The organism is Nocardioides ginsengisegetis, assembly GCF_014138045.1.
Lineage (GTDB): Bacteria > Actinomycetota > Actinomycetes > Propionibacteriales > Nocardioidaceae > Nocardioides > Nocardioides ginsengisegetis.
Window position 1 is genome coordinate 1,255,223 of record NZ_JACGXA010000001.1, and the last position, 20,572, is coordinate 1,275,794.

23 protein-coding genes are annotated in these 20,572 nt (G+C 70.7%); 9 read left to right on the forward strand and 14 right to left on the reverse strand.

What is annotated here, in order from left to right; all coding sequences use genetic code 11:
• The first annotated feature begins 101 nt into the window (after positions 1-101).
• Positions 102-398: a hypothetical protein gene (locus FB382_RS05920; protein ID WP_182537577.1), complete on the forward strand. Its 297-nt coding sequence runs from the start codon at positions 102-104 to the stop codon at positions 396-398.
• Between the two features lie 52 nt (positions 399-450).
• Here the strand turns inward: FB382_RS05920 and FB382_RS05925 are convergent, their stop codons facing one another.
• Entirely contained in the window at positions 451-1,089 is a 639-nt protein-coding gene (locus FB382_RS05925) for a PAS domain S-box protein (protein ID WP_220481276.1), read from the reverse strand.
• Positions 1,090-1,329: 240 nt separating this feature from the next.
• Here FB382_RS05925 and FB382_RS05930 point away from each other — a divergent pair, with 240 nt between their 5' ends.
• On the forward strand, positions 1,330-2,031 hold the full coding sequence (locus FB382_RS05930) for a GAF and ANTAR domain-containing protein (RefSeq protein ID WP_182537581.1): 702 nt from the start codon (positions 1,330-1,332) through the stop codon (positions 2,029-2,031).
• Positions 2,032-2,182: 151 nt separating this feature from the next.
• Positions 2,183-2,665: an Hsp20/alpha crystallin family protein gene (locus FB382_RS05935; RefSeq protein WP_220481277.1), complete on the forward strand. Its 483-nt coding sequence runs from the start codon at positions 2,183-2,185 to the stop codon at positions 2,663-2,665.
• Here FB382_RS05935 and FB382_RS05940 read toward each other — a convergent pair.
• The 8 genes from FB382_RS05940 to FB382_RS05975 all read right to left on the reverse strand — a co-directional run bounded on the left by FB382_RS05940 (position 2,628) and on the right by FB382_RS05975 (position 11,644).
• Positions 2,628-3,311 (reverse strand): DUF6629 family protein, encoded by a 684-nt coding sequence (locus tag FB382_RS05940; RefSeq protein ID WP_182537583.1) that lies wholly within the window; start codon positions 3,309-3,311, stop codon positions 2,628-2,630. The two genes, FB382_RS05935 and FB382_RS05940, sit on opposite strands and share 38 nt — an antisense overlap.
• A 10-nt stretch (positions 3,312-3,321) precedes the next feature.
• Positions 3,322-4,377, reverse strand: a complete 1,056-nt coding sequence (locus tag FB382_RS05945) for a hypothetical protein (RefSeq protein ID WP_182537585.1) — start codon at positions 4,375-4,377, stop codon at positions 3,322-3,324.
• A 103-nt stretch (positions 4,378-4,480) separates the two neighbouring features.
• Positions 4,481-5,944 (reverse strand): glycoside hydrolase family 32 protein, encoded by a 1,464-nt coding sequence (locus FB382_RS05950; protein ID WP_182537587.1) that lies wholly within the window; start codon positions 5,942-5,944, stop codon positions 4,481-4,483.
• A complete protein-coding gene (locus FB382_RS05955; protein WP_220481278.1) occupies positions 5,941-6,957 on the reverse strand; it encodes a LacI family DNA-binding transcriptional regulator in 1,017 nt (338 codons plus the stop codon). The genes FB382_RS05950 and FB382_RS05955 overlap by 4 nt, the downstream gene beginning before the upstream one ends.
• Before the next feature lie 44 nt (positions 6,958-7,001).
• Entirely contained in the window at positions 7,002-7,916 is a 915-nt protein-coding gene (locus tag FB382_RS05960) for a carbohydrate ABC transporter permease (RefSeq protein WP_182537591.1), read from the reverse strand.
• Positions 7,913-8,794 (reverse strand): carbohydrate ABC transporter permease, encoded by an 882-nt coding sequence (locus FB382_RS05965; protein ID WP_182537593.1) that lies wholly within the window; start codon positions 8,792-8,794, stop codon positions 7,913-7,915. The genes FB382_RS05960 and FB382_RS05965 overlap by 4 nt, the downstream gene beginning before the upstream one ends.
• A gap of 56 nt (positions 8,795-8,850) precedes the next feature.
• Positions 8,851-10,182 carry an ABC transporter substrate-binding protein gene (locus FB382_RS05970; protein WP_182537595.1) on the reverse strand — a complete coding sequence of 444 codons (1,332 nt, stop codon included), beginning with the start codon at positions 10,180-10,182 and terminating at the stop codon, positions 8,851-8,853.
• Between the two features lie 34 nt (positions 10,183-10,216).
• On the reverse strand, positions 10,217-11,644 hold the full coding sequence (locus FB382_RS05975) for a family 43 glycosylhydrolase (protein WP_182537597.1): 1,428 nt from the start codon (positions 11,642-11,644) through the stop codon (positions 10,217-10,219).
• A 287-nt stretch (positions 11,645-11,931) separates the two neighbouring features.
• On the opposite strand from FB382_RS05975, the gene FB382_RS05980 reads away from it, so the two are divergent.
• Positions 11,932-12,891: a WD40/YVTN/BNR-like repeat-containing protein gene (locus tag FB382_RS05980; RefSeq protein ID WP_220481279.1), complete on the forward strand. Its 960-nt coding sequence runs from the start codon at positions 11,932-11,934 to the stop codon at positions 12,889-12,891.
• A gap of 4 nt (positions 12,892-12,895) precedes the next feature.
• On the opposite strand, the gene FB382_RS05985 is transcribed toward FB382_RS05980, so the two are convergent.
• Both FB382_RS05985 and FB382_RS05990 read right to left on the reverse strand, forming a co-directional pair.
• Positions 12,896-13,237 carry a DUF2200 family protein gene (locus tag FB382_RS05985; RefSeq protein ID WP_182537599.1) on the reverse strand — a complete coding sequence of 114 codons (342 nt, stop codon included), beginning with the start codon at positions 13,235-13,237 and terminating at the stop codon, positions 12,896-12,898.
• A gap of 9 nt (positions 13,238-13,246) precedes the next feature.
• On the reverse strand, positions 13,247-13,999 hold the full coding sequence (locus tag FB382_RS05990; protein WP_182537601.1) for a DUF1684 domain-containing protein: 753 nt from the start codon (positions 13,997-13,999) through the stop codon (positions 13,247-13,249).
• Between the two features lie 213 nt (positions 14,000-14,212).
• Here FB382_RS05990 and FB382_RS05995 point away from each other — a divergent pair, with 213 nt between their 5' ends.
• Both FB382_RS05995 and FB382_RS06000 read left to right on the forward strand, forming a co-directional pair.
• Positions 14,213-14,452, forward strand: coding sequence for an SHOCT domain-containing protein (locus FB382_RS05995; protein WP_182537603.1), 240 nt, complete (start codon positions 14,213-14,215; stop codon positions 14,450-14,452).
• A gap of 82 nt (positions 14,453-14,534) precedes the next feature.
• Positions 14,535-15,170 carry an ATP/GTP-binding protein gene (locus FB382_RS06000; RefSeq protein ID WP_182537605.1) on the forward strand — a complete coding sequence of 212 codons (636 nt, stop codon included), beginning with the start codon at positions 14,535-14,537 and terminating at the stop codon, positions 15,168-15,170.
• 92 nt (positions 15,171-15,262) lie between these two features.
• On the opposite strand, the gene FB382_RS06005 is transcribed toward FB382_RS06000, so the two are convergent.
• Both FB382_RS06005 and FB382_RS06010 read right to left on the reverse strand, forming a co-directional pair.
• Positions 15,263-16,117 carry a universal stress protein gene (locus tag FB382_RS06005; RefSeq protein WP_182537607.1) on the reverse strand — a complete coding sequence of 285 codons (855 nt, stop codon included), beginning with the start codon at positions 16,115-16,117 and terminating at the stop codon, positions 15,263-15,265.
• Positions 16,118-16,204: 87 nt separating this feature from the next.
• Positions 16,205-16,852 (reverse strand): PadR family transcriptional regulator, encoded by a 648-nt coding sequence (locus tag FB382_RS06010; RefSeq protein WP_182537609.1) that lies wholly within the window; start codon positions 16,850-16,852, stop codon positions 16,205-16,207.
• Between the two features lie 67 nt (positions 16,853-16,919).
• Here FB382_RS06010 and FB382_RS06015 point away from each other — a divergent pair, with 67 nt between their 5' ends.
• Together FB382_RS06015 and FB382_RS06020 are read left to right on the forward strand one after the other, a co-directional pair.
• A complete protein-coding gene (locus FB382_RS06015) occupies positions 16,920-17,774 on the forward strand; it encodes a class I SAM-dependent methyltransferase (RefSeq protein ID WP_246377103.1) in 855 nt (284 codons plus the stop codon).
• 30 nt (positions 17,775-17,804) lie between these two features.
• Positions 17,805-18,467: a hypothetical protein gene (locus tag FB382_RS06020; protein WP_182537613.1), complete on the forward strand. Its 663-nt coding sequence runs from the start codon at positions 17,805-17,807 to the stop codon at positions 18,465-18,467.
• A gap of 59 nt (positions 18,468-18,526) precedes the next feature.
• Here the strand turns inward: FB382_RS06020 and glnA are convergent, their stop codons facing one another.
• Positions 18,527-19,951 carry a type I glutamate--ammonia ligase gene (gene glnA / locus FB382_RS06025; RefSeq protein ID WP_182537615.1) on the reverse strand — a complete coding sequence of 475 codons (1,425 nt, stop codon included), beginning with the start codon at positions 19,949-19,951 and terminating at the stop codon, positions 18,527-18,529.
• A 191-nt stretch (positions 19,952-20,142) separates the two neighbouring features.
• Between glnA and FB382_RS06030 the strand changes: the two genes are divergently transcribed.
• The gene (locus tag FB382_RS06030) at positions 20,143-20,571 is read left to right on the forward strand and encodes an RDD family protein (protein WP_182537617.1); all 429 of its coding nucleotides are present in this window, start codon (positions 20,143-20,145) and stop codon (positions 20,569-20,571) included.
• Position 20,572 lies beyond the last annotated feature (1 nt).

Below are 20,572 nucleotides of genomic sequence, written 5' to 3' on the forward strand. Positions count from 1 at the left end.
GCGAACTCGCAGCGGGACGTTGGTCCCGGCCTCGGGGCCCGATGAGCCCTGCCGCGCCCGGATCGCTGCGCGGAAGGTCGAAGCAGGGAGGGAGCGCTGCCATGGAGTGGGACCTGGGGTTCGAAGGACTCGCGGTGCTCGCCGCCATGTCGCTCGGCTTCGGCGCGTTCGCCGGACTGGTGGTGACCCGGTCCGTGGAGCACCGGTTGCTGGCGGCCGCGATCACGACCGTCGCCTGCTTCGCCGTCGGCCTGGTCACCAGCGAGGTGCTCTTCGGCTGGGCCACCGAGGAGGAGCTCCAGCCGAACGTCGACGGGCTGTCGCGTGACGAGGTGCTCCTGTCCAGCGTGCTCACCACGGCCCTCGTGGTGCTGGTGATGAGGCGACGCCACCCCTGAGCCCTGCGCGCCCCCCGTTCGCGTGGGCACTCCGGAGCGGGTCGCCCGGGCGTCAGGACCGCAGGCTCGTGACCGTCGAGCGAATCTGCGTGACCGTTCGATCCAGCGCGCTGATGGCCTCCTCGACGAACTCGGTCACCCGCGGGTCGTTCGACGTCGCGAGCGCGCGGGCGAGGGTCAGTGTCGCAGCGAAGATGCTGCGCGTGGTCGCGTCCGTCAGCTCCAGGGCGATCCGTTCACGTTCCCGGAGCAGCTCGAGCCTGTGCTGGTTGGCCTCGGCGCTCCTGCGCTCGGTCGCGTCACGCGTGAGCTTGACGAATCCCGTGAGTTCGCCGTCAGGCCCGAAGACGGCAGTGATGACGACGTCGGCCCAGAACGTCGTGCCGTCCCGGCGGACTCGCCATCCCTCGCCGCACCAGTCGCCGTGCTGGATGGCGTGGGCAAGCGTGGCCTCGGGAAGGCCGGCCTGCTGGTCCTCGGGCAGGTAGAAGACCGAGAAGTGTCGGCCGAGGATCTGCTGCTCGGTGTAGCCCTTGATGCGGTGTGCGCCGACGTTCCATGTCTGCACCGCACCCGTCGCGTCCAGGGAGAAGATCGCGTACTCCTCGACCGCCTTGATCAACAGCCCGAGCGTGAGATCCGCCTCGGGGATCCGAGGCCGTTGCCGGTCAGGTGGTCGCGGTGCGGGCACGGGTGCCTGGTGCACGGACGTCATGGGAGCAGGTCGAGCGGCAGGGAGAGCATGAGACCTCCAGAGGGCACGCCAAGAACATCGTGCCACCGAGGTCTGGAGTGGCCCCACCGCCGGGGTCCGGGGCGGTCGAAGTGCGGATCGCTTCAACGCTAGCACTCGAGCCCCGACCGGGCCGCCCAGTAGAGTCGCGATGAGTCCTCGTCGTCGTGTCGCGACGGCCTGGGCGTGGAGGGGGTCATGCCCGACCGGAGGATGTTCCTGCAGGCATTGTCGGACTTCGCCCACGCCCTCATCGCGCCCTACGACGTCGAGGTGGTCCTGGGCGAGCTGACCGGGCACGTCACTGCCGTGCTCGGCCTGGCCGGCAGCGGAGTCAGCCTGGTGCAGGACGGCCAGCTGCACTTCGCCAACGCCGTCAACCCGGCCGCCATCGATCTCGAGCAGGCCCAGCACGACCACCGGACCGGGCCGTGCCTCGACGCGATCCGGACCGGCGAGGTCGTGGCGATCGCCGACCTCACCGACCTCGGCGAGCGGTGGCCGGAATACGTCGCGGTGGCCCGTCGGCACGGGGTGTCCAGCGTCGCCGGCATCCCCCTGACCCTGGTCGACGCCACGGTCGGTGCGCTCGACCTGTACTCGCACGAGCCCCGCGAGTGGTCGGCCGAGGAGCTCCTCACCGCCCGCGTCTTCGCCGACATGGCCACGGCGTACCTCGTGAACGCCTCCAAGCTCGACCAGCAGCGTCAGCTCACCGAGCAGCTGCAGCGAGCCCTGGACCAGCGCGTGGTCATCGAGCAGGCCAAGGGCATCACCGCACACGCCCACGGCACCGGCGTCGACACAGCCTTCGCCCTGATCCGGCGGCATGCCCGTGACCACAACGCCAGCGTCCGGGTCGTCGCCGAGGCGATCGTCCACGCGGGGCTCCGGGTCTGAGGGCGCCCCGGCCCGGATTCGGGGAGCCGGTCGGGACCATCGACCCTTGCTGCGGTCCGGGGGGCGGGCGTAGGCCTGAGAACGAGGGGGTGCGAGCCCCCAGGGTCTCGGCGGGCCCGCTGTCGTCCCGCCACTGTCGAAAGGAAGAGTCATGAGCCTGATCAAGCGCGAGCCCCGGATGACCTGGCCGCTGGACATGGTGTGGAGCGAGCAGCGGGTCGACCAGATGTTCCGGGACATGTTCCAGGACTTCTTCGGGGGTCAGGGCTTCGTGGACCGCACGGTCGAGGGTGGCTCCCACCTCATGCGGGTCGAGGAGTACCTCGAGGACGACACGTGCGTGATCCGCGCGGAGCTTCCCGGGATCGACCCCGACCACGACGTGGAGATCAGCGTGGCCGACGGCATCCTGCACTTGCGGGCGGTGCGCGAGGAGCGCACGAAGGAGGAGCGTCCCGACAGCTACCGCTCGGAGTTCCACTACGGGATCCTCGAGCGCAGCCTCCGGCTGCCCGAGGGGACGACCGAGTCCGACGTCAGGGCGACGTACCACGACGGCATCCTCGAGGTGAGGGTTCCCGCGCCCAAGACCCCGATCAAGCCCGCGGCGAGGATTCCGATCGACCGGAGCTGACGCGACCGCCCCCCGACCGAGGTGGGGCGTAGCGCAGGTGTGCGGCGATGGCGACGCTCGTGATCGCTGCCCAGACGCACCACAGGGAGATGAGACCGGCCTGGTTGACCCACGCGAGGACGAGCACCGCGGCCAGGTTGACCACCCCCCACGCCCGGACATGGACGTGGTCGGAGACGAGCAGGGCGCCGCAGGTCGCCAGCACGTAGAGGACCGTGAGCGCCCCTCCGTGCCAGAGGTCGACGTCGTAGGCGATGTAGTGGCCACGGATCGTCGCCTCGATCGGGCCGCGCACGACGGCGTACATGAGCATGACGGCGACGAACGTGCCCAGGGCGACGAACGCGCCCGTCCGGCGTCGATGTGCGACGGGTTCCAGCGCGCCCACGGCCACCGGCACCAGGATCGGGAGGACCCCGAACGCGATCGCCAGGTAGACCCATTCCGCCGCGTGCCCGACCGCCGCCGCGTCCTTCCCCTCCAACCCCCACCACACGCCCGCCTCGACCAGCTGGTGCACGGCGAAGACGAGCGGCAGCGCGGCCAGCGGACGTTCGGCGGCTGTCCCGACGTGTCGGACCGCGTCGATCCCAACCGCCCCGATCACCAGCCCGGCGAGGACGTCGACGTCGGGGGAGAAGCACATGGCTCGTGCCTCAGCGTCCGGCCAGGACCACCGGTGGTGCGGCGTAGTACACCGACGGGTCCGCGGGCACCGGGACGTCCCAAAGCCTGCTCGCCCGCTCGCACGTGCCGGCGAGGTCGCAGCGGATGACGGCGGCCCGGCCCGCGTCGCTCTGGGCCAGGGTGAGGAAGTGTCCGTCGTCCTCCCAGACCGCGTCCCAGTCGAGTCGCCCGGTGATCCGGGCCTGGCGGGCGGCGGTGCGGCCCTGGATGACCCACCAGCGGTCGGTGCCGGCGGCGTCGAAGTAGGTGTGCGTCGCCAGTGCGTGCCGACCGTCGGGTGACCACTGGTGCGGGTAGATCCGGCAGCTGTGCCACAGCGTGTGCGCGGGGTGGGACAGGAGCGCGACCCGGTTGCAGAACTCGCCGACGGGGTTCCGGTCGAAGACGACCTTGTCGTGCCGGAGGTCGGCGCCCACGGCGGCCTGGTGGTAGACCCGCCTCAGGGTGTCGGCCGGGTAGTTCCACCAGACGGTGGCCGGGTGGTGCCAACGTGCCCGGATGCCCACCAGGGCCCGGTGGTCGGTGAGGGCGACCAGGTTGGCGTGCCGCAGCTCGCGGTGCGCGAGCACCTTCCCCGTCCGGGGCCGGGACACCGTGATGACCGAGCGGAGGCTGTCCGACCCGACCGTGCGCTGGATCGCTACCCGCCGCCCGCTGCCGGAGACGGCAACGGTCAGCAGCTCGGGGGACCGGGCGACGACGCGCCGCTTGCCGGTCGGGGCGATGTAGACCACGCGGGTCAGGTGCCGAGGCCCCACGTTGACGTCCCGGACGAGATAGCCGCCCGCGACCTCCCAGAGGGCGTCGTGCCGGCCGCGCGTGGTCGCCGGCACCCGCAGGGCCCCGTCCCGGATGGTGTCGCGGACCAGGAGGGCGACCGCGGGGTTGTCCCCGCGGGGCAGGGTGGCCGAGTCGATGTGGGGCGGGTCGGCCGCGGCCGGGAGCCACGGGAGCACGGCGGCCGCGGTCGCCGCCGCCATGCCGAGCAGCAGGGTCCTCGTGCGGCGAGCGGCTGGCACGTCCATGTCTCACTCCTGGGATGGTCCGACCCCTCGAGCCTGCGGCGTGCGGGCGCGTGCCAGCAGAGGCGATCGTCCGTGCGGTGGGCGACGAAAGCCTCTGCCGCAGTCACGAGCGGTCTGCGCCGGTGTCCAGGTCGAGCGGTGCCAGCTCCCAGACATCGAGGACGAGGCGTGCGGCTCCCTCACCTGCCGTGTTGGTCCGCAGCCTCCACCCGTCGCGGCCGCAGGGGTAGAAGCGCGCGGTCAGGGCCATCCCGGTCTCCGTGAACACCTCGACCACGGAACCGTCGACCACGGCGCGGAGCTCCACGGTGCCTCCCGGGGCCACGGCCGTGGGCAGCCTCCACGACCCCCGCTTCGCACGGGGGTCGAGAGACGCCCGCGAACGGTCGACGACGACGTCACCCGTGGTGGGGTCCAGGCCGATGTCGAGGCGTTCCCGGCCGTCGTCCGAGGTGACGAGGCGCATCCCGGACGCGGCCAGGCCGTCACCGCTGCGGCTGAGCACGGCGACGGCGTCGAACACGGTCCCGACCGTGCCGAGGTCGGACGGCTCGTCGCTGGTGGCCAGGGTCGTGGCCCGGACGAGGAGGCGGCCGCGCAGCTCGCCGACCTCGCGGGCCGGCGCCTGATGCAGTCCGTGGTCGGTGAGTGAGAGCTCACGGGGGAGTGAGAGCATCCCGGCCCAGCCGACCTCGTCGATCCACGTGCCGGGCGCACCCACGCGAGCCTCGTCCCTGGCCTCCCACACCCAGGACCACGCGAGCCAGCGACCGTCGGGGGCCTGCAGCAGTGCCGGCGCGTAGACGTCGGGACCGTGGTCGAACGCGAGCAGCTCCGCCGGGTGGAACTCGGCGCCGCGGTCCTCCCCGACGTACGCCGCGGCGCTGGCCGCACCGGTGGCAGGGTTCCAACCGCTCACGACCAGGACGCCGCGGCCCGGGACCAGCTCGGCGTACTGCACGCACTCCCAGCCCTGCGCGGTGTCGTCCCCGGTGGGGAGGGGCTCGGGGCGCCTGGACAGGAAGGGACCGACGTAGTCCCAGGAGACCAGGTCGGGGGAGGTGTACTGGAGAGCCGCGGCACGTCCGTCGTCGAGTGCGGCGCCGACGAGCATGCGCCAACCGCAGGTGTCCCGCCACACGTAGGGGTCCCGGAACATCACCGTGCCCGGTGGTGGCTTGGACACCAGGAGACGCTCGGACTTCTCGAAGTGCACTCCGTCGTTCGAGCTGGCCGAGGTGACCGGTTGCCACCACCGGTCGTCACGCCTGGCCGAGTAGAACGCGACCAGGCGGCCGTCGACGCTCACCGCGTTGCCGGACCACACCCCGTCGGCGTCGTCGCCGCCGGGTTCGGGGGACAGGGCGACCGGGAGCAGCTCCCACGCGCGCAGGTCGCGGCTGCGCCAGTGCCCCCAGTGCATGTTCTCGTGGCGCGCGCTCTCGGGGTTGAACTGGAAGAAGACGTGGAAGTGGCCGTCGTGGTGCGTCAGGCCGTTGGGATCGTTGACCCAGTGCCGAGGGGGACGGAGGTGGATGGCCGGGAAGTGCGGGTCCGGCGAGCTCAACGCGCTGCGCCGGGAGAAGGCTCGGCGATCACGCCAGGACGCAGTCCGGCCACCGATCCGCGCGGGACAGGCGGGCAGGCCACGGTGAGACGCCCGTCGTCGCCGACTTCGTCGAGCCCCAGGAGCACGCGCACCCCGGCCTGTCCCAGCTCGTAGTGCGGGAGCGCCACCGTGGACAGGGGAGGCCGGAGGTGGGCCGCGATGACCTCCTGGTTGTCGAACCCGACGACGGCGAGGTCGGCCGGGACCGCGACGCCGGCCTCGCGCACCCCGTCGTAGAGGCCCATCGCGACCCGGTCATTGTGGCAGAAGACTCCGCTGACTCCCAGGCGCAACAACGCGGGAACCGCGGCGTAGCCGCCTTCCTGATCGGGTTGTACGTCGATCACGAGGTCCGGGTCGAAGTCGATCGCCGCCTCGGCCAGCGCGCGCCGGTAGCCCGCGAGCCGCCCGTCGTGCGCCGGGGACGGTGTCGTCGTGTTGAGGAAGCCGATGCGCCTGTGGCCCTGCTCGATCAGCATCGTGGTGGCGTCGTGGCCGCCGGTCTCCTCGTCGGGGACCACCGCGGGCACGTCGGCGGTGCTGAAGCAGTTGACCAGCACGCAGTCGGCCTCGGTGAGCCCCGTGGGCAGGTCGACCTGCCGGTGGTACCAGGTCGAGTAGAGGATGCCGCGCACCTTGTGCTCCAGCATCATGGCGAGCGCCTCGCGCTCGGCGTCCTCGTTGCCCTCGGTGTTGGCCACGAGGAGCACGAAGCCGTGCCGCCAGGCCTCGTCCTGGGCGCCGTGGATGATCTGGCCGGCGAACGGGGTCGTGGCGATCGCATCGGCGACGAGCCCGATGAACCGGGACCGACCACTCACCAGGTCCTTGGCCAACGCATTGGGGCGGTAGCCCAGCTCCTCGATGGCCTGCTGCACCCGGCGCCGGGCGTCGTCGCCGATCCGGGCGCCGACCTTGTTGTTGATGACGAGCGACACCGTGGAGATCGACACCTTCGCGGCCTCGGCCACCTGACGCATCGTGACCGCTCGCGTGCCGTCGGGCCGTGGTGGCTTCATCCCTTGTTCGCTCCGCTCTCGAGGCCGTAGATCATCGCCTTGTTCAGCACCAGGAAGACGAGCAGCAGCGGCGTGACCGTCACGCACACCGCGGCGAACGTGGCGGTCCAGTCCGTCTTGCCCATCGCGCCGATGTAGTTCTGGAGTCCCAGGGGGATCGTCTTCAGGTTCTCCGAGAGTACGAACGTGTTGGCGAAGATGAAGTCGTTCCAGATGAAGATGCTGTTGACCATGACGACCGTGACGACGGTGTTGACCGACAGCGGCAGCGTGATCCGGGCGAAGACGCGGTAGGGCCCGGCCCCGTCGAGCGATGCTGCCTCGTACGTCTCGCGCGGAATGTAGCCGAAGAACGAGGAGAACAGGTAGATCGACATGGGGAGCGAGAAGCCCGCCAGCGGGATCACCATCGACTGGTAGGTGTCGAGCAGGCCGATCTTGGAGTAGTCGATGAAGAGGGGGACCAGCGCGACCTGCACCGGGACGATGACCCCGAGGAGGAACATGCCCCGCACCACGCCGCTGAGACGGAAACCGAGGACGGTCAGCGCGTAGGCGCCCATCATCCCGCAGACCACGATCAGCAGGTCGGCCCCGGCCGTCACGATGATGCTGTTGAGGATGTAGCGCCACAGGTTGCCGACGCCGAACGCCCGCGAGAAGTTGTCGAGCGTGAAGGAGTGGGGGAGTCCGAAGGGGTTCCCGGTGGCGAAGTCCCGCTCGTCGCGGACGCTGGTCATCAGCAGCCAGAGCAGCGGATAGACCTGGACCAGCACGAGGAGCCCGACCAGCAGACGGTTCAGGAGCCGGTAGATGTCACGCCGCGGCCGCTGCCGGGACGGAGGTGGTCCCCAGGGACTGTCGTCATGCGACGGCGCGGTCCGGGAAGGGGTGAGCACGTTGAGGGTCATGCGTCTGCCCTCCTCCGGAGCATGGCGACCAGGAGGCCGACCGCGACCAGGCACTCGACCACGATGAAGACGGCCAGGGTGCTGGCGTAGCCGTAGTTCGTGCTGGTGAACGCCGTCTTGTACATGTACGTCGTGACCAGCTCCGAGGACTGACCGGGGCCACCGTTGGTGAGCAGGTAGGGGATGTCGAAGCCGCGGAGCGCGTACGTCGTGGCCATGATCGTCGTGGTCAGCCACACGGGTCGGATGTGGGGGAACCGGATGTGGCGGAAGATGTGCCAGGCGTTGGCCCCGTCCAGGCTCGCGGCCTCGGCGAGCTCCTGGGGGACCGCGATCAGCGCGGCGTAGATGATCACCATGTAGATGCCGATGAAGCGCCACCCCTCGGGCGTCGACACCGCAGCGAGCACGGTGTTGACGTCGGAGAGCCACGGCCGCTCCCAGCCGTCGAGCCCGACGGCGCCGAGCAGGCCGTTGACGAGGCCCTGCGGGTGCACGGCGTAGACCCGGTTGAAGAGGAACGCGATCGCGACGGTCGAGATGACGGCCGGCAGCAGGTAGAGGACCTTGATGACCTCGCGCCCCCGGGTGAGGGACGCCAGCAGGCTGGCCACGACGAGCCCGCCGCCGAGCTGGAGGACCAGGCAGATCGCGACGTAGCCGAGCTGGTTGAGGAAGGTCCGCCAGAAGACCGGGTCACCGGTCAGCATGAACCGGTAGTTGTCGAGGCCCACGAACTGCATCTCCGTGATGCCGTCCCACGAGAACAGGCTCAGGACGAGGGACTGCCCGATGGGCAGCAGGACCGCGGCCCCGTAGAGCAGGAGTGGCGGTGCCAGGAAGAGCGCCACGGACAGTTTCGAGCGATACGGGAGCATGACCGGCCTTTCCGTGTGGTGGGGGCCGACGTCGGTGCGCCGGCCCCCACCTACGGTCACTTGAAGTACTTGGGGGCGTTCTGTTCCAGGGTGGCGTCCATCTTGGAGACGAACTCGTCTGCCGAGATGTTGCCCTGGACCAGCAGCGTGAGCTCCTGCTGGAGCATGGTGTTGGTCGTGGGGTCGAGCTGGGTGTCCCACGGCATGATCGTCTCCTCACCGGCGTCGTTGGCGGTGCTCACGGCCTTCTCGTAGAGAGGGGTCGCGTTGGCCGGGATCTTCGGCTCGGTCGACGTCGGCCCGAGCGCCCCGCTGGCGGCGTACTCGTCCGGGTAGCGGGTCAGCGCGAACTGCAGGAAGTCACGCACGAGCGGGTCGTAGGTCTTGGCGTTGACCGCCATGCCGATGCCCGACGGGGCGACGTACTCGTTGGGCTGTGTCGCCGAGCCGTCGACGGTCGGCAGGGTGAAGAAGTCGACGTCGTCGCGGATGCTCGGGTCGAGCGCGTCGGTGGCCAGCGCCCCGAGCTCCCAGGTGCCCATGTTGTAGACGGCGGCCTTGCCGGTGGTGAAGAGGTTCTCCGCGTCGGTGTAGCCCACGGAGGAGAAGCCCTCCTCGAAGCACTGGGAGGAGCCGAGGTCGCTCAGCCACTGGGCGGCCTTCTGGCCCGCCGGGTCGCTGAACTTCGCGTCGGCCGACTTGAGCGCCTTCACGTACTCCGGGCCGTCGGTGCGGAAGGGCTGGTAGGCGATCCACCGCTCGAGCGGCCACTGGTCGGCGCCGTCGATGGCGATCGGGGTGACGCCCGCGGAGCGCAGGGCCTTGCACATGGCCGGGAAGTCGTCGAGCGAGGTGGGCACGTCGATGCCGGCCTTGGCGAAGAGCGCCTTGTTGTACCAGAACACCTCGGCGCCGTACTCGAACGGGATCATGTAGAGCGACCCGTCGTCGAACCGCTGGTAGGCGAGGGCGGACGGCCGGTAGTCGTCGTACAGGCCCAGGTCCTTGAGCAGCTTCTCGGCGTCCATCATCCGGCCCTGCTCGGCGAGCTTCTGCGCGAACGGGGTGGCGTCGGTGTCGAAGAGCTCGGGCAGCTTGTTCGCGGCCGCCAGCGTCTCGTACTTCTGGATGTAGGAGGGACGGTCGGGCGTCGTGATGAGGTTGAGCTTGAAGCCGGGGTGGTCCGCGGCGTACTCGTCGGCCAGCTTCTCCATGGTCGTGATCACCGCGCCGTCCGCCGGTCGCGACAGCAGCCACGAGATGGCGCGGGGCTCGATCTTGCCCTGGGGGTCGACGTTGCCGGGATCCGCGCCACCCGAGCCGCCGCACCCGGCTGTCAGCAGGGCGAGCGCCGACAGCGCGGCCAGCGAGCGGTAGAGCTTCTTCATCTGCTTCTCCTTGGATGGATTCGCGCCTGGCCGGTCATCCGGCGGGACGTCGGCGCACGGTGAGTTCCCGAAGCTTCGCGGTGCCGTCACCGGCGAAGATCCCGAGACGGTCATGGGTCTGGTCGTAGAGGCGAGTGCTCAGACAGACCTGGCTGTCGAGGACCACCACGGCCAGGTCGCCCTCGAGGATCAGCTCGAGGGTGTGGGAGGTGCCGGTGAGGTTGGCCGGCCTCTCGAGCTCGACGACGTGGGGTACGTCGCCCGAGACCTGCCACTGGGCCTCGCCGGTGGTCGGCCGCGGCCAGCGGTCCAGGACCAGTCGGCCCCGCTTGGGCTCGAGCCGGACCACGTAGGAGTGGTCCCCGTCGGCACTGGACCGCAGGAGCAGCCCGCACTCCGTGGTGCCCGGGTCGATCTCGAGCTCGGCCCGCACGTAGCAGTCAACGGGGAGCGGGTCTCCGCTGACGAGGCAGGCGTAGCCGTCCTCGGCCGAGAGGCCCGTGGGTCCGAGGTCGACGTCGACCTCCTCGGTGAAGGAGGCGACGACCTCGTGCGGGACGTGGAAGGCGAGCGTGCCGTCGGAATTCTGCTGCGCCTCGAGGAGCGAGAGCGTGCCCGCCCACTGCCAGGCCCCGTCGTCGGTCTCACCCTCGCGGGTCGCGATCCAGCCGGCGAAGATGCGACGGTCCCCGAAGGGGGCGGACTTCGCCGCGTAGAAGGCGCGACCGTCGATGGAGTCGAGATCGGGCGCCAGCCACGGGCCGTCCAGGGATCGGGCCATCCGGTAGCGGGTCACGAACGCGTCGGAGAACTCGGAGTAGACGAGATACCACCAGTCTCCGATCCGGAACACCTCCGGGCACTCGTGGGTGATGTAGCGGCGCGGGTCCCAGAAGGGCACCGTCGGCGTCCAGGTGACCAGGTCATCCGAGACCAGCTGGGCGATCACCCCGCGGCGCCTCTCGGGCCCGTTGTCGTGGCGTGCTGCCAGCAGCATCCGCCAGGTCCCGGCCTCGTCGTCGCGCACCACGAACGGGTCGCGCCAGTCGGTCGGCTCGTAGCCGGCCGGCGCCCCGAACGTATGGCCGGGGTGCTTGACCCAGCTCTGCATCCCGTCGTCACTGGTCGCGTGCATGACCAGCTGCAGAGGCAGCCCGTTGTCGGCCACGCGGCGCGGGTTCTGCCCGGTGTAGAAGAGGTGGTGCCGCCCGTCTTCGTCGGTGACGACGCTGCCCGTGTAGGCGTTGAAGTCGGCGTCGTCGTGCCCGCCGTGGGGGAGCGCGACGCCCGCGTCCGTGAAGGTCACGAGGTCGTCGGTGCGGACGAGGGCCCAGGGGGTGCCCGGCTTCGGCGACTCACGCAGCTCGAGCAGGTAGTAGAGCCACAGGTCTCCCTCGTGCTCGACCGGGATCACGTCGCCGACCCAGGCGTGGTCGGGGCGGAAGAAGACCTGGTCCGTCACGGGAGCTCCTTGCTAGAACGTTTGATCAGAAACCATAGTGACGGGGGTCACGCTGGTCAAGCGTTTGATCAGAAAATGTTGCCGGGGCCCCGGACAGGTCTTCGATCCGGGTGCATCGCTGGACAGGGCTGCTGGTCTCGCGCGAGGGTGCGGGGATGCGACGTCTCGGGTACATCGTCCTGTCCACCGCGCTCTGCGGGAGCGTCCTGTTCGGAGGAGCGGCTGGCGCCGTGGGAGCTCATCGTCACGATGGCGGAGCCGGTGACGGAGTCGGGTGGCGGGAGGTGGTGGTCGACGCCGGACAGGGATTCCGGGGACTCGACGCCGTCGACCGGCGTACGGCCTGGGTGACCGGCGGCAGCGCGACCGAGGGCGGGTCGGGGACGGTCTACCGCACCACCGACGGTGGCCGGTCGTGGCAGGACGTGAGCCCGCCGGGCAGCGACGGGCTGATGTTCCGCGACGTCGAGGCGCGTGGCGACGACGAGGCGGTGGTGCTGGCGATCGGGCCGGGCGACGCGTCGCGGATCTACCGCACCACCGACGGCGGGGCGACCTGGACGGCGGCGTTCGTCAACGACGACCCGGACGCGTTCTACGACTGCCTGGCGTTCTACCCCGGCGGGCAGCGCGGGCTGGCGTTGAGCGACCCGGTCGACGGGAAGTTCCGGATCCTCGCGACCGAGGACGCCGGCCGGACGTGGCACGTGCTGCCCAGCGACGGGATGCCCGAGGCCGCGGGCGAGGCGGGTTTCGCCGCGAGCGGCGACTGTCTGGTGACGGTCGGCCGGACGGCGTACTTCGGGTCCGGCGGGTCGGCCGCCCGCGTGTTCCGCTCCGACGACCACGGCCTCACCTGGACCGCCACCGACTCGACTATCCCGGCGGGCGAGGCGGCCGGGGTGTTCGCGCTGGCCTTCCGTACGCCGCGTGAGGGCGTCGCGGTCGGGGGCGACTTCGCCGAGCCGGCCGAAGGAGCCGTGGCGACGACAGACGACGGCACCACGTGGACCAGCGGCGGCGACCTGACCCACCTGGCCGAGGACGCTGCGTACCTCCCGGGGAGCGACCACGCGCTGCTCGCCACCGGGCAGTCCGGCGACGTGAGCGGGACCAGCCTCAGCCGCGACGGCGGCCGGACGTGGACGCGCGTGAGTGACCTCGGCTACCACACGCTCGACTGCACGGCCGACGGCTCGTGCTGGGCCGCCGGCGCCGGCGGGCGGGTCGCGCGGCTGGAAGGGTGACCCTTCAGCTGCGGAGGACCTTCTCCAGCGCCTTGCCCTTCGCGAGCTCGTCGACCAGCTTGTCGAGGTAGCGGATCTGTCGCATGAGCGGGTCCTCCACCTCCTGCACCTTCACGCCGCAGACGCTGCCGGTGATCAGGCTCGCGCCGGGGTTGAGGGTGGCACCGGCGAAGAAGTCCGCGAAGGTCGTCCCGGTGTCGAGGTGGTCGGCGAGCTGCCCGGCGTCGTACCCGGTCAGCCAGCAGATCGTCGCGTCGAGCTCCTCGCGCGTGCGGCCCTTGCGCTCCACCTTGGCCAGGTAGTGCGGATAGACCGAGGCGACGCTCGTGGTGAAGATCCGGTGCACGACGTCAGCCTAGGAGAACGCCGGGATCCGCTCGCCCGCCTCGACCGGGAAGGGCAGCGTGTTCTCCGGCGGCGGCAGCGGGCAGGTCGCGAAGTCGGTGTAGGCGCAGGGCATGTTGTAGGCCCGGTTGAGGTCGAGGGTGACGGTGCCGTCGGGCGCGGGCGGGTCGACGACCAGCTGGCGGTTGGCGGGGTACGTCGTCACGCCGCTGGTCGCGTCGCGGAACAGGATCCAGAGCCCGCCCTCGTCGTCGTCCCACGCGACCAGGCGGTGCTCGGCCCCGTCGTGGGTGAACGTCACCTCGCCGATGGCCTCGCCGCGCGGGACGTCGTACGCCGTGAAGTGGCCGGGCAGCGCCCACGCCGGGTCGGGTGCGTAGCAGGGCGTGCCGCGGTAGGTCTGCAGGGTGGGGGAGTCAGGGTGACGCGGGCGCACGATCGTCCGCCCGTCGCGGTCGGCGACGTCGGCGACCGCGACGCCGAACTCGACCCGCACGCCCTCCTCGTCGACCGGCCCGAGGTCGTGGGTGCCCGTCGCCAGCAGCCGTCCGGCGACGGTGAGTGCCTCGCCGGCGTCGAGGGTCACGGTCGCCGCGGTGGCGGTGCCGGACCAGGCGCCCGGCACGTCGGCGTACCGCTCCGGGGTGTCGGTGAGCCAGTGGATCGCGGTGATGGCGAGCCAGCCACGCGGCCCGCGCAGCCGGGTCTCACGGGTGTCGCGCCAGGCCTGCCAGGCGTCCTCGAAGTCGGTCACGGGGAGCATGGTGCCACCCCGTCACGGGTTCTGTGTTCGGTACGAGACCGGGCGCATGGTGGCGGCCGACAGGCGTCGGGCGCAGGCGATGCCGGAGCCCATGGGCCAGCCGTCGCCGTCGAGGGCCCTTCGGTCCTGGATGCGGGTGCGAACAGCCCTGTGACCCGTCGTGTCCGCGCGTGAGGCTCAGGGGAGAAGCCCCTGATCCGAGAGGACGACGCCATGTGGTGGGACCACGACGGGAACTGGGCCGGCTGGCTCGCGATGAGCGTCGGGATGGTCGGCGTCTGGGTCCTCGTGGCGCTTCTGGGCCTGGTGGTGGTTCGTTCCGGCCGGGGCCAGGGCGCCGGCCCGTCAGAGCCGGAGCCGCGACAGATCCTGGAACGGAGACTGGCGCGCGGCGAGATCGACGTCGAGGAGTACCGCGCACGCCTCGAGGCCATGGGCCAGGCGGGCGCATGACCGCACGCCGCGTGGGCTGTCGCCACGACCAGGACGCGGAGATCGCCCCTGCGGGGTTCACCTGCCTCACCGAGGTCCCGCGATGACGTCGACCGCGTTCGCTTGCCTCTGCGACCGGACTCACCAGACCCGCCGCGTCGTGCTCACTGGTGGCCCCGGAGCCGGGAAGACCGCGGTGCTTGAACTGGTCCGCGCCACCGCCTGCCGTCACGTACGGGTCCTGCCGGAGGCAGCCAGCATCCTCTTCGGCGGCGGGTTCCCACGCCGCGACGGGTTCGAGGAGCGCCGAGCCGCCCAACGAGCCCTCTTCCACGTCCAGCGTGAGCTCGAAACGCTCGGCGAGATCGAGGGCGCGGCGATCATGCTGTGTGACCGTGGCACCGTGGACGGGCTGGCGTACTGGCCCGGTGATCCCGGGGACCTGTGGGCGGCGGTGCACAGCAGTCTCAAGGCGGAGCAGCAGCGGTACGCCGCAGTGATCCACCTGCAGACTCCGTCGGAAGGAGTGGGCTACAACCACGCCAACCCGATCCGCACGGAGACCGCCCGAGCCGCGGCCCTCATCGACGCGCGCATCACCGAGGTCTGGGCAGGTCACCCGCGGGTGACCACCATCCCGGCCTCGGATGACTTCCTGGTCAAGGCCAACGCCGCGCTCGACGTCATCCGCTCGGAGCTGCCCGGTTGCTGTCGCCTTCACGTGGTCCCGGCCGGCTGACCGGTCAGCATCGGGCACTGCGGGATCCCGTTGCTGCCGCCGTGGCGATCCAGTCAGGATCCGGGATCGGGAGACGCACACACGGAACGGCGTCAGCGCACCACGATGACGGGGCACTCGGCGCGGTGGAGGACCTCCTGGGAGACCGAGCCGAGCAGCATCTCCTGCCACGGCGTCCGGCCCCGCGAGCCGACCACCACCAGCGAGGCGTCGTCGGAGAGCCGCGCCAGCACCCGACCGGCCCGGCCGATCACGGCGGTGCTGCGCAGATCGACGTCGGGGTAGTCCTCGGCGATGCCCGCGACCAGCTCGGCGGCGAGCCGCTCGGCGTCGTCGACGATCTCGGTGTCCACGTCGATGGGCAGGACCGCCAGGCCGGTCGGAGTGCCGGAGAACATCGGCAGCTGGTAGGCGTGGACGGCGAGCACCGACTCGCCGGTGAGCGCGGCCCGGTCGGCCGCGTAGCGCAGCGCGCTCTCGCTGGCGGACGAGCCGTCGACGCCGACCACGATCCGGTGCGACCTCGGGTTGTGGGCCCGCCGGACCACGGCGACCGGGCACCGGGCATGGCCGGCGAGATGCTGGCTGACCGAGCCGAGCCAGCGCGCCTCGAACATGTTGTAGCCCCGACTGCCGGCGACCAGGAGGCCCGCGTCCGCGGCGGCCTGCAGCAACGTCGGCACCGGCCAGCCGTGCTCGACGACCACCTCGGCCTCGATGTCCGTGGCCGTCTTGACGGCGTCGCGCGCGGCCGCCACCGCGCTGTGGACGCGGTGCTCCTCGAAGTCGCGCAGCTGGACCGGCTGGGTGTCGGCGGCCAGTGAGACCACCACCACCCGCACGTCCTGGTGGGTCAGCTCCGCGGTGCGGAGGCCCCACTCGAGGGCCAGGTCGGCGTCCGGTGACCCGTCGTAGGCGATGACGACGGGGTGCTTGTCGGTGCTCATGTGCCCACGATCGCCCCGCGACCTCGGCGGCACAGGGGCCGATTGGGCATGGTCGAGGGCCGATCGGCCCTAGGGGCCGCCAGGGCCTCAGCCCGAGTGCTCCTCCTCCGACCAGCGCGCCTGCTCGAGCACCTCGCGGGTGCGGTCGGCCGAGATCCGGTGGGAGGAGATGTCCTCGGGCCAGCCCTCCACCTCGCCGGTCGCCCAGTCGGCCCAGTCGGCGACGAGCTTGTAGAAGTCGGTGAGGAAGGCTCCGAGCAGCAGCGCGGTCGCTCGACGCTCGGCGTACAGGCCGTCCTCCGCGGCCGCGAACTTCTCCCCGGCCTCGATGCTGCCGGCGTTCTGCTCGACCGCCCACCGGCGGGCGCGGGCCAACGAGGCCAGGGCGCCGTCGCGGCTGCCGTGGTCGGCGAAGATCAGCTTGACCAGCCCCTCGAACTCCAGCGCCGGTCCCTGGCCGGGTTCGGCGAGCCAGTCCGCGAGGGCGCGGCGTCCGTCCGGGGTGATCGTGTAGAGCGTGCGCGGGCGTCGTCCGACCGCGTCGTCCCGGGCGGTGGCGTACCCGTGCTCGACGAGCTTCTTCGGCTCCTCGAAGAGCTTGCTCTGCGCGCGCGGCCAGACCCTGCCGACGCTGCGGTCCATGGCCTTGGCGAGCTCGTAGGTCGAGTGGGGGCGCACCGCGAGCAGGCCGAGGACGCCGTAGGTCGTGGTGGTGAGTCGGGAACGTCTTGACATGATCCTCCCTTTGGGACTAAATCTAGCAGAGACTCTTCTCGGGACCTGGGCGAGGAGGTTGGCGGCGATGAACGAGACAGCGGTGGAGGTCGACCCGCGCAACGCCGGCCAGCTGCGCGACTGGGACGGCGAGCACGGGGCCTACTGGGCCGAGCACGCCGAGACCTACGAGGCGTCGGTGGCGCGCTACCAGCCGGCGCTCCTGGCCGCCGTCGACGCCCGGCCGGGGGAGCGGGTGCTCGACGTGGGTTGTGGGTCGGGCCAGCTGGCGCTCGACGTGGTGGGTCGTACGCCGGGCGCGACCGCGGTGGGGGTCGACCTCTCCAGCGCCCAGCTGGAGGTGGCGCGAGCCAGGGCGGGCGACCTGCCGGTCGAGTTCCTCCAGGCCGACGCGCAGGTGCACGACTTCGGCGAGGCGGCGTACGACGTGGTCGCGAGCCGGACGGGCACGATGTTCTTCTCCGACCCGGCGAGGGCGTTCGCGAACCTGGCGAGGGCGACCCGGCCGGGTGGCCGGCTGGCGCTCCTCGTGTGGCGCGGGATCGAGGACAACGAGTGGCTGCGTGAGTTCATGGGGGCCATCGGGCAGGTGCTCCCGCTGGCCTCGCCGCCGGCGGACGCACCCGGGCCGTTCGCTCAGAGTGATCCCGACCGGGTGCGCGGGGTGATCGAGGGCGCCGGTTGGGAGGGCGTCACGTTCACCGCGCACGACGAGCCCCTGTGGTTCGGACCCGATGCGGACCGGGCCACGACGTTCATCGTCGGGCAGATGGTCTGGCTGTTCGCCAAGCTCGACGCGGACGGCAGGCGTCGTGCGGAGGCGAACCTCCACGACGTCATGGCCGCGCACCAGGACGCCGACGGTGTGCGGCTCGCGTCGGGAGCGTGGCTGGTGACCGCCCGACGCGCGACTGGTACCTGACTGATACCGGGAACGACTCAACTGGCGTACATGACTGATCTACGCACGGAGCGTCCGAAGACGCAGCGCCCCCGCCGTCTCGCGTGGGCTGCGGGCGTGGTCGCGGTGGCTGCCGTGGTCGCCGTGGTCTGGGCCCTGGGGCCGGGCTCCGACTCCTCCGGGACCGCCCAGTCCCCATCGGCAGGACCACTGACGGCGGAGCGGGCTGCTGCTGACTATGTCGACGCCTACGCGAGCTTCGACCGCACGCGGCTGAGGTCCCTCCTGGCAGACGACGCCTCGGGCTTCTGGCTCGCTCTGCGCGACTACAACCGGGCGGACGAGGCGATCGAGTTCCGGATCCTGCCCGGCGCCTGCTCGGTGGCGGGTGAGGAGGTTGACGGGACCCTGGTGAGCTGCGGCTTCGACGTCCACGCGCTCGGGTCGGAGCAGCTCGGGCGCGGGCCCTACACGGACAACCAGTTCCTCGTCCTCGTGCGGGACGGCAAGGTCGTCGAGTCGGAGATGGACGTCGCCTACGACAGCAACGGCTTCGCCGGCCAGATGTGGGAGCCGTTCGTGGCCTGGGTGACGAAGCACTACCCGAAGGACCTCCCGCGCATGCTCGACGGGGGCGACGCACGACCGGACGCCACGTCGATCAGGCTCTGGCACCGGCACATCGCCGAGTACGTCGCGGCGCGGTCCGCGTGAGAACGCCGAAGGCCCCCGGATCGCTCCGGGGGCCTTCGGGTGTACGACGAGCGGGTGGCTCAGATGTCGTAGTAGAGCTCGAACTCGTGCGGGTGCGGGCGCATCTGCACGGGCAGGATCTCGTTGCTGCGCTTGTAGTCGATCCAGGTCTCGATCAGGTCCGGCGTGAACACGTTGCCCTGGGTCAGGAACTCGTGGTCGGACTCGAGGGAGTCGAGCACGGCGTTGAGCGACGTGGGGACCTGGTCGATGTCGGCCATCTCGTCCGGCGGGAGCTCGTAGATGTCCTTGTCGATCGGGGCGGCGGGCTCGATCTTGTTCTTGATGCCGTCGAGGCCGGCCAGCAGCAGCGCCGAGAAGGCGAGGTAGGGGTTGGCCGACGGGTCGGGGCAGCGGAACTCGATGCGCTTGGCCTTCGGGTTGGAGCCCGTGATCGGGATCCGGACGCAGGCCGAGCGGTTGCGCTGGCTGTAGACCAGCGAGATCGGGGCCTCGAAGCCGGGCACCAGGCGGTGGTAGGAGTTCACCGTCGGGTTGGTGAAGGCCAGCAGCGACGGGGCGTGCTTGAGGATGCCGCCGATGTAGTAGCGGGCCATGTCCGAGAGGCCGCCGTAGCCGGTCTCATCGAAGAACAGGGGCTCGCCCTGGTCCCAGATGGACTGGTGGACGTGCATGCCCGAGCCGTTGTCACCGAAGATCGGCTTGGGCATGAAGGTGGCCGACTTGCCGTTGCGCCAGGCGACGTTCTTGATGATGTACTTGAACTTCATCACGTCGTCGGCGGCCTTGAGCAGCTCGTCGAACTTGTAGTTGATCTCGGCCTGGCCGGCGGTGCCGACCTCGTGGTGGGCGCGCTCGACCTGCAGGCCGGACTTCTCCAGCTCGATGACCATCTCGTCGCGGAGCTCGCCGAAGTGGTCGGTCGGGGCGACCGGGAAGTAGCCGCCCTTGTACTTCACCTTGTAGCCGCGGTTGTCGTTCTCGAACGAGTCGCCGGTGTTCCAGGCGCCGGCGACGGAGTTGATCTCGTAGTAGCCGGCGTTCTGCTTGGTCTCGAAGCGCACGTTGTCGAAGACGTAGAACTCGGCCTCGGGGGCGAAGTAGGCCTTGTCGCCGACGCCCGTGCTCGCCAGGTAGGCCATCGCCTTGCGCGCGATGTTGCGCGGGTCGCGGGAGTAGGCCTCACCGGTGAGCGGGTCGTGGATGAAGAAGTTGACGACCAGGGTCTTGGCCGCGCGGAAGGGGTCCAGGTACGCCGTCGTCGGGTCCGGGAACAGCGACATGTCGGACTCGTGGATGGCCTGGAAGCCGCGGATGGAGGAGCCGTCGAAGTTGAGGCCGTCGTCGAAGACGGACTGGTCGAACGACGACACCGGGACCGTGAAGTGCTGCATGACGCCGGGAAGGTCGCAGAAGCGGACGTCGACCATCTCGACGCCTTCATCCTTGACGTACTTGAGCAGCTCGTCGCTGTTCTGGAACATTCGTCCTCCTTGGCTGCGACCTCGGTGGGCAGCCGACACAAAGCAAGCGAGTAGTCGGCCCGGAGCGGCGCTGCGCCGGGCACTGCCCGAACCTAGGGTCGGGCAGTTTCTTGACCGTATCTGGTTTGTTTCGGCCATGTAACAGGTGGCCGGACCCCGGACCGCCGGGACCGCCCCTCTAGCCTGACCCCGTGAACTCCCTCGAGACCGCGTCCTGGGCACGCCGGATCCTGGCCCTGGTCGTCGACTGGTTCGCCTCGAGCCTCGTGGTCGTGCTGATCCTGGGACCGGGCCGCTTCTTCGCCGACCAGTCCCAGCACCCCGACCCGCTGCCGGGCATGCTCACGCTGCTGGTTTTCGTCCTCGAGACCGCGCTGCTCGTGACCCTCGCCGGCGGCTCGTTCGGCCAGCTCGCGACCCGGCTGCGCGTCGTACGGTTCGACGGCTCCGGCCGCCCGGTGCCGCTCCTGCCGTCGCTCGCGCGCAGCATCCTCGTGATCGCGGTGATCCCGCCGCTCGTGTTCCGCCCCGACGGGCGGGGGCTGCACGACCTGATGGCGCGCACCGCCACCGTCACCCTGCAGACAGCGCGGGGCGGGCAGGGCACGCCTCGGGACTGAT

Bases quoted from the DNA above. Each gene is read 5' to 3' on its own strand.
- FB382_RS05920 (WP_182537577.1), top strand. From the start codon at position 102: ATGGAGTGGGACCTGGGGTTCGAAGGACTCGCGGTGCTCGCCGCCATG.
- FB382_RS05930 (WP_182537581.1), top strand. From the start codon at position 1,330: ATGCCCGACCGGAGGATGTTCCTGCAGGCATTGTCGGACTTCGCCCAC.
- FB382_RS05935 (WP_220481277.1), top strand. From the start codon at position 2,183: ATGAGCCTGATCAAGCGCGAGCCCCGGATGACCTGGCCGCTGGACATG.
- FB382_RS05940 (WP_182537583.1), bottom strand. From the start codon at position 3,311: ATGTGCTTCTCCCCCGACGTCGACGTCCTCGCCGGGCTGGTGATCGGG.
- FB382_RS05945 (WP_182537585.1), bottom strand. From the start codon at position 4,377: ATGGACGTGCCAGCCGCTCGCCGCACGAGGACCCTGCTGCTCGGCATG.
- FB382_RS05960 (WP_182537591.1), bottom strand. From the start codon at position 7,916: ATGACCCTCAACGTGCTCACCCCTTCCCGGACCGCGCCGTCGCATGAC.
- FB382_RS05965 (WP_182537593.1), bottom strand. From the start codon at position 8,794: ATGCTCCCGTATCGCTCGAAACTGTCCGTGGCGCTCTTCCTGGCACCG.
- FB382_RS05970 (WP_182537595.1), bottom strand. From the start codon at position 10,182: ATGAAGAAGCTCTACCGCTCGCTGGCCGCGCTGTCGGCGCTCGCCCTG.
- FB382_RS05990 (WP_182537601.1), bottom strand. From the start codon at position 13,999: ATGCTCCCCGTGACCGACTTCGAGGACGCCTGGCAGGCCTGGCGCGAC.
- FB382_RS05995 (WP_182537603.1), top strand. From the start codon at position 14,213: ATGTGGTGGGACCACGACGGGAACTGGGCCGGCTGGCTCGCGATGAGC.
- FB382_RS06000 (WP_182537605.1), top strand. From the start codon at position 14,535: ATGACGTCGACCGCGTTCGCTTGCCTCTGCGACCGGACTCACCAGACC.
- FB382_RS06005 (WP_182537607.1), bottom strand. From the start codon at position 16,117: ATGAGCACCGACAAGCACCCCGTCGTCATCGCCTACGACGGGTCACCG.
- FB382_RS06010 (WP_182537609.1), bottom strand. From the start codon at position 16,852: ATGTCAAGACGTTCCCGACTCACCACCACGACCTACGGCGTCCTCGGC.
- FB382_RS06015 (WP_246377103.1), top strand. From the start codon at position 16,920: ATGAACGAGACAGCGGTGGAGGTCGACCCGCGCAACGCCGGCCAGCTG.
- FB382_RS06020 (WP_182537613.1), top strand. From the start codon at position 17,805: ATGACTGATCTACGCACGGAGCGTCCGAAGACGCAGCGCCCCCGCCGT.
- glnA (WP_182537615.1), bottom strand. From the start codon at position 19,951: ATGTTCCAGAACAGCGACGAGCTGCTCAAGTACGTCAAGGATGAAGGC.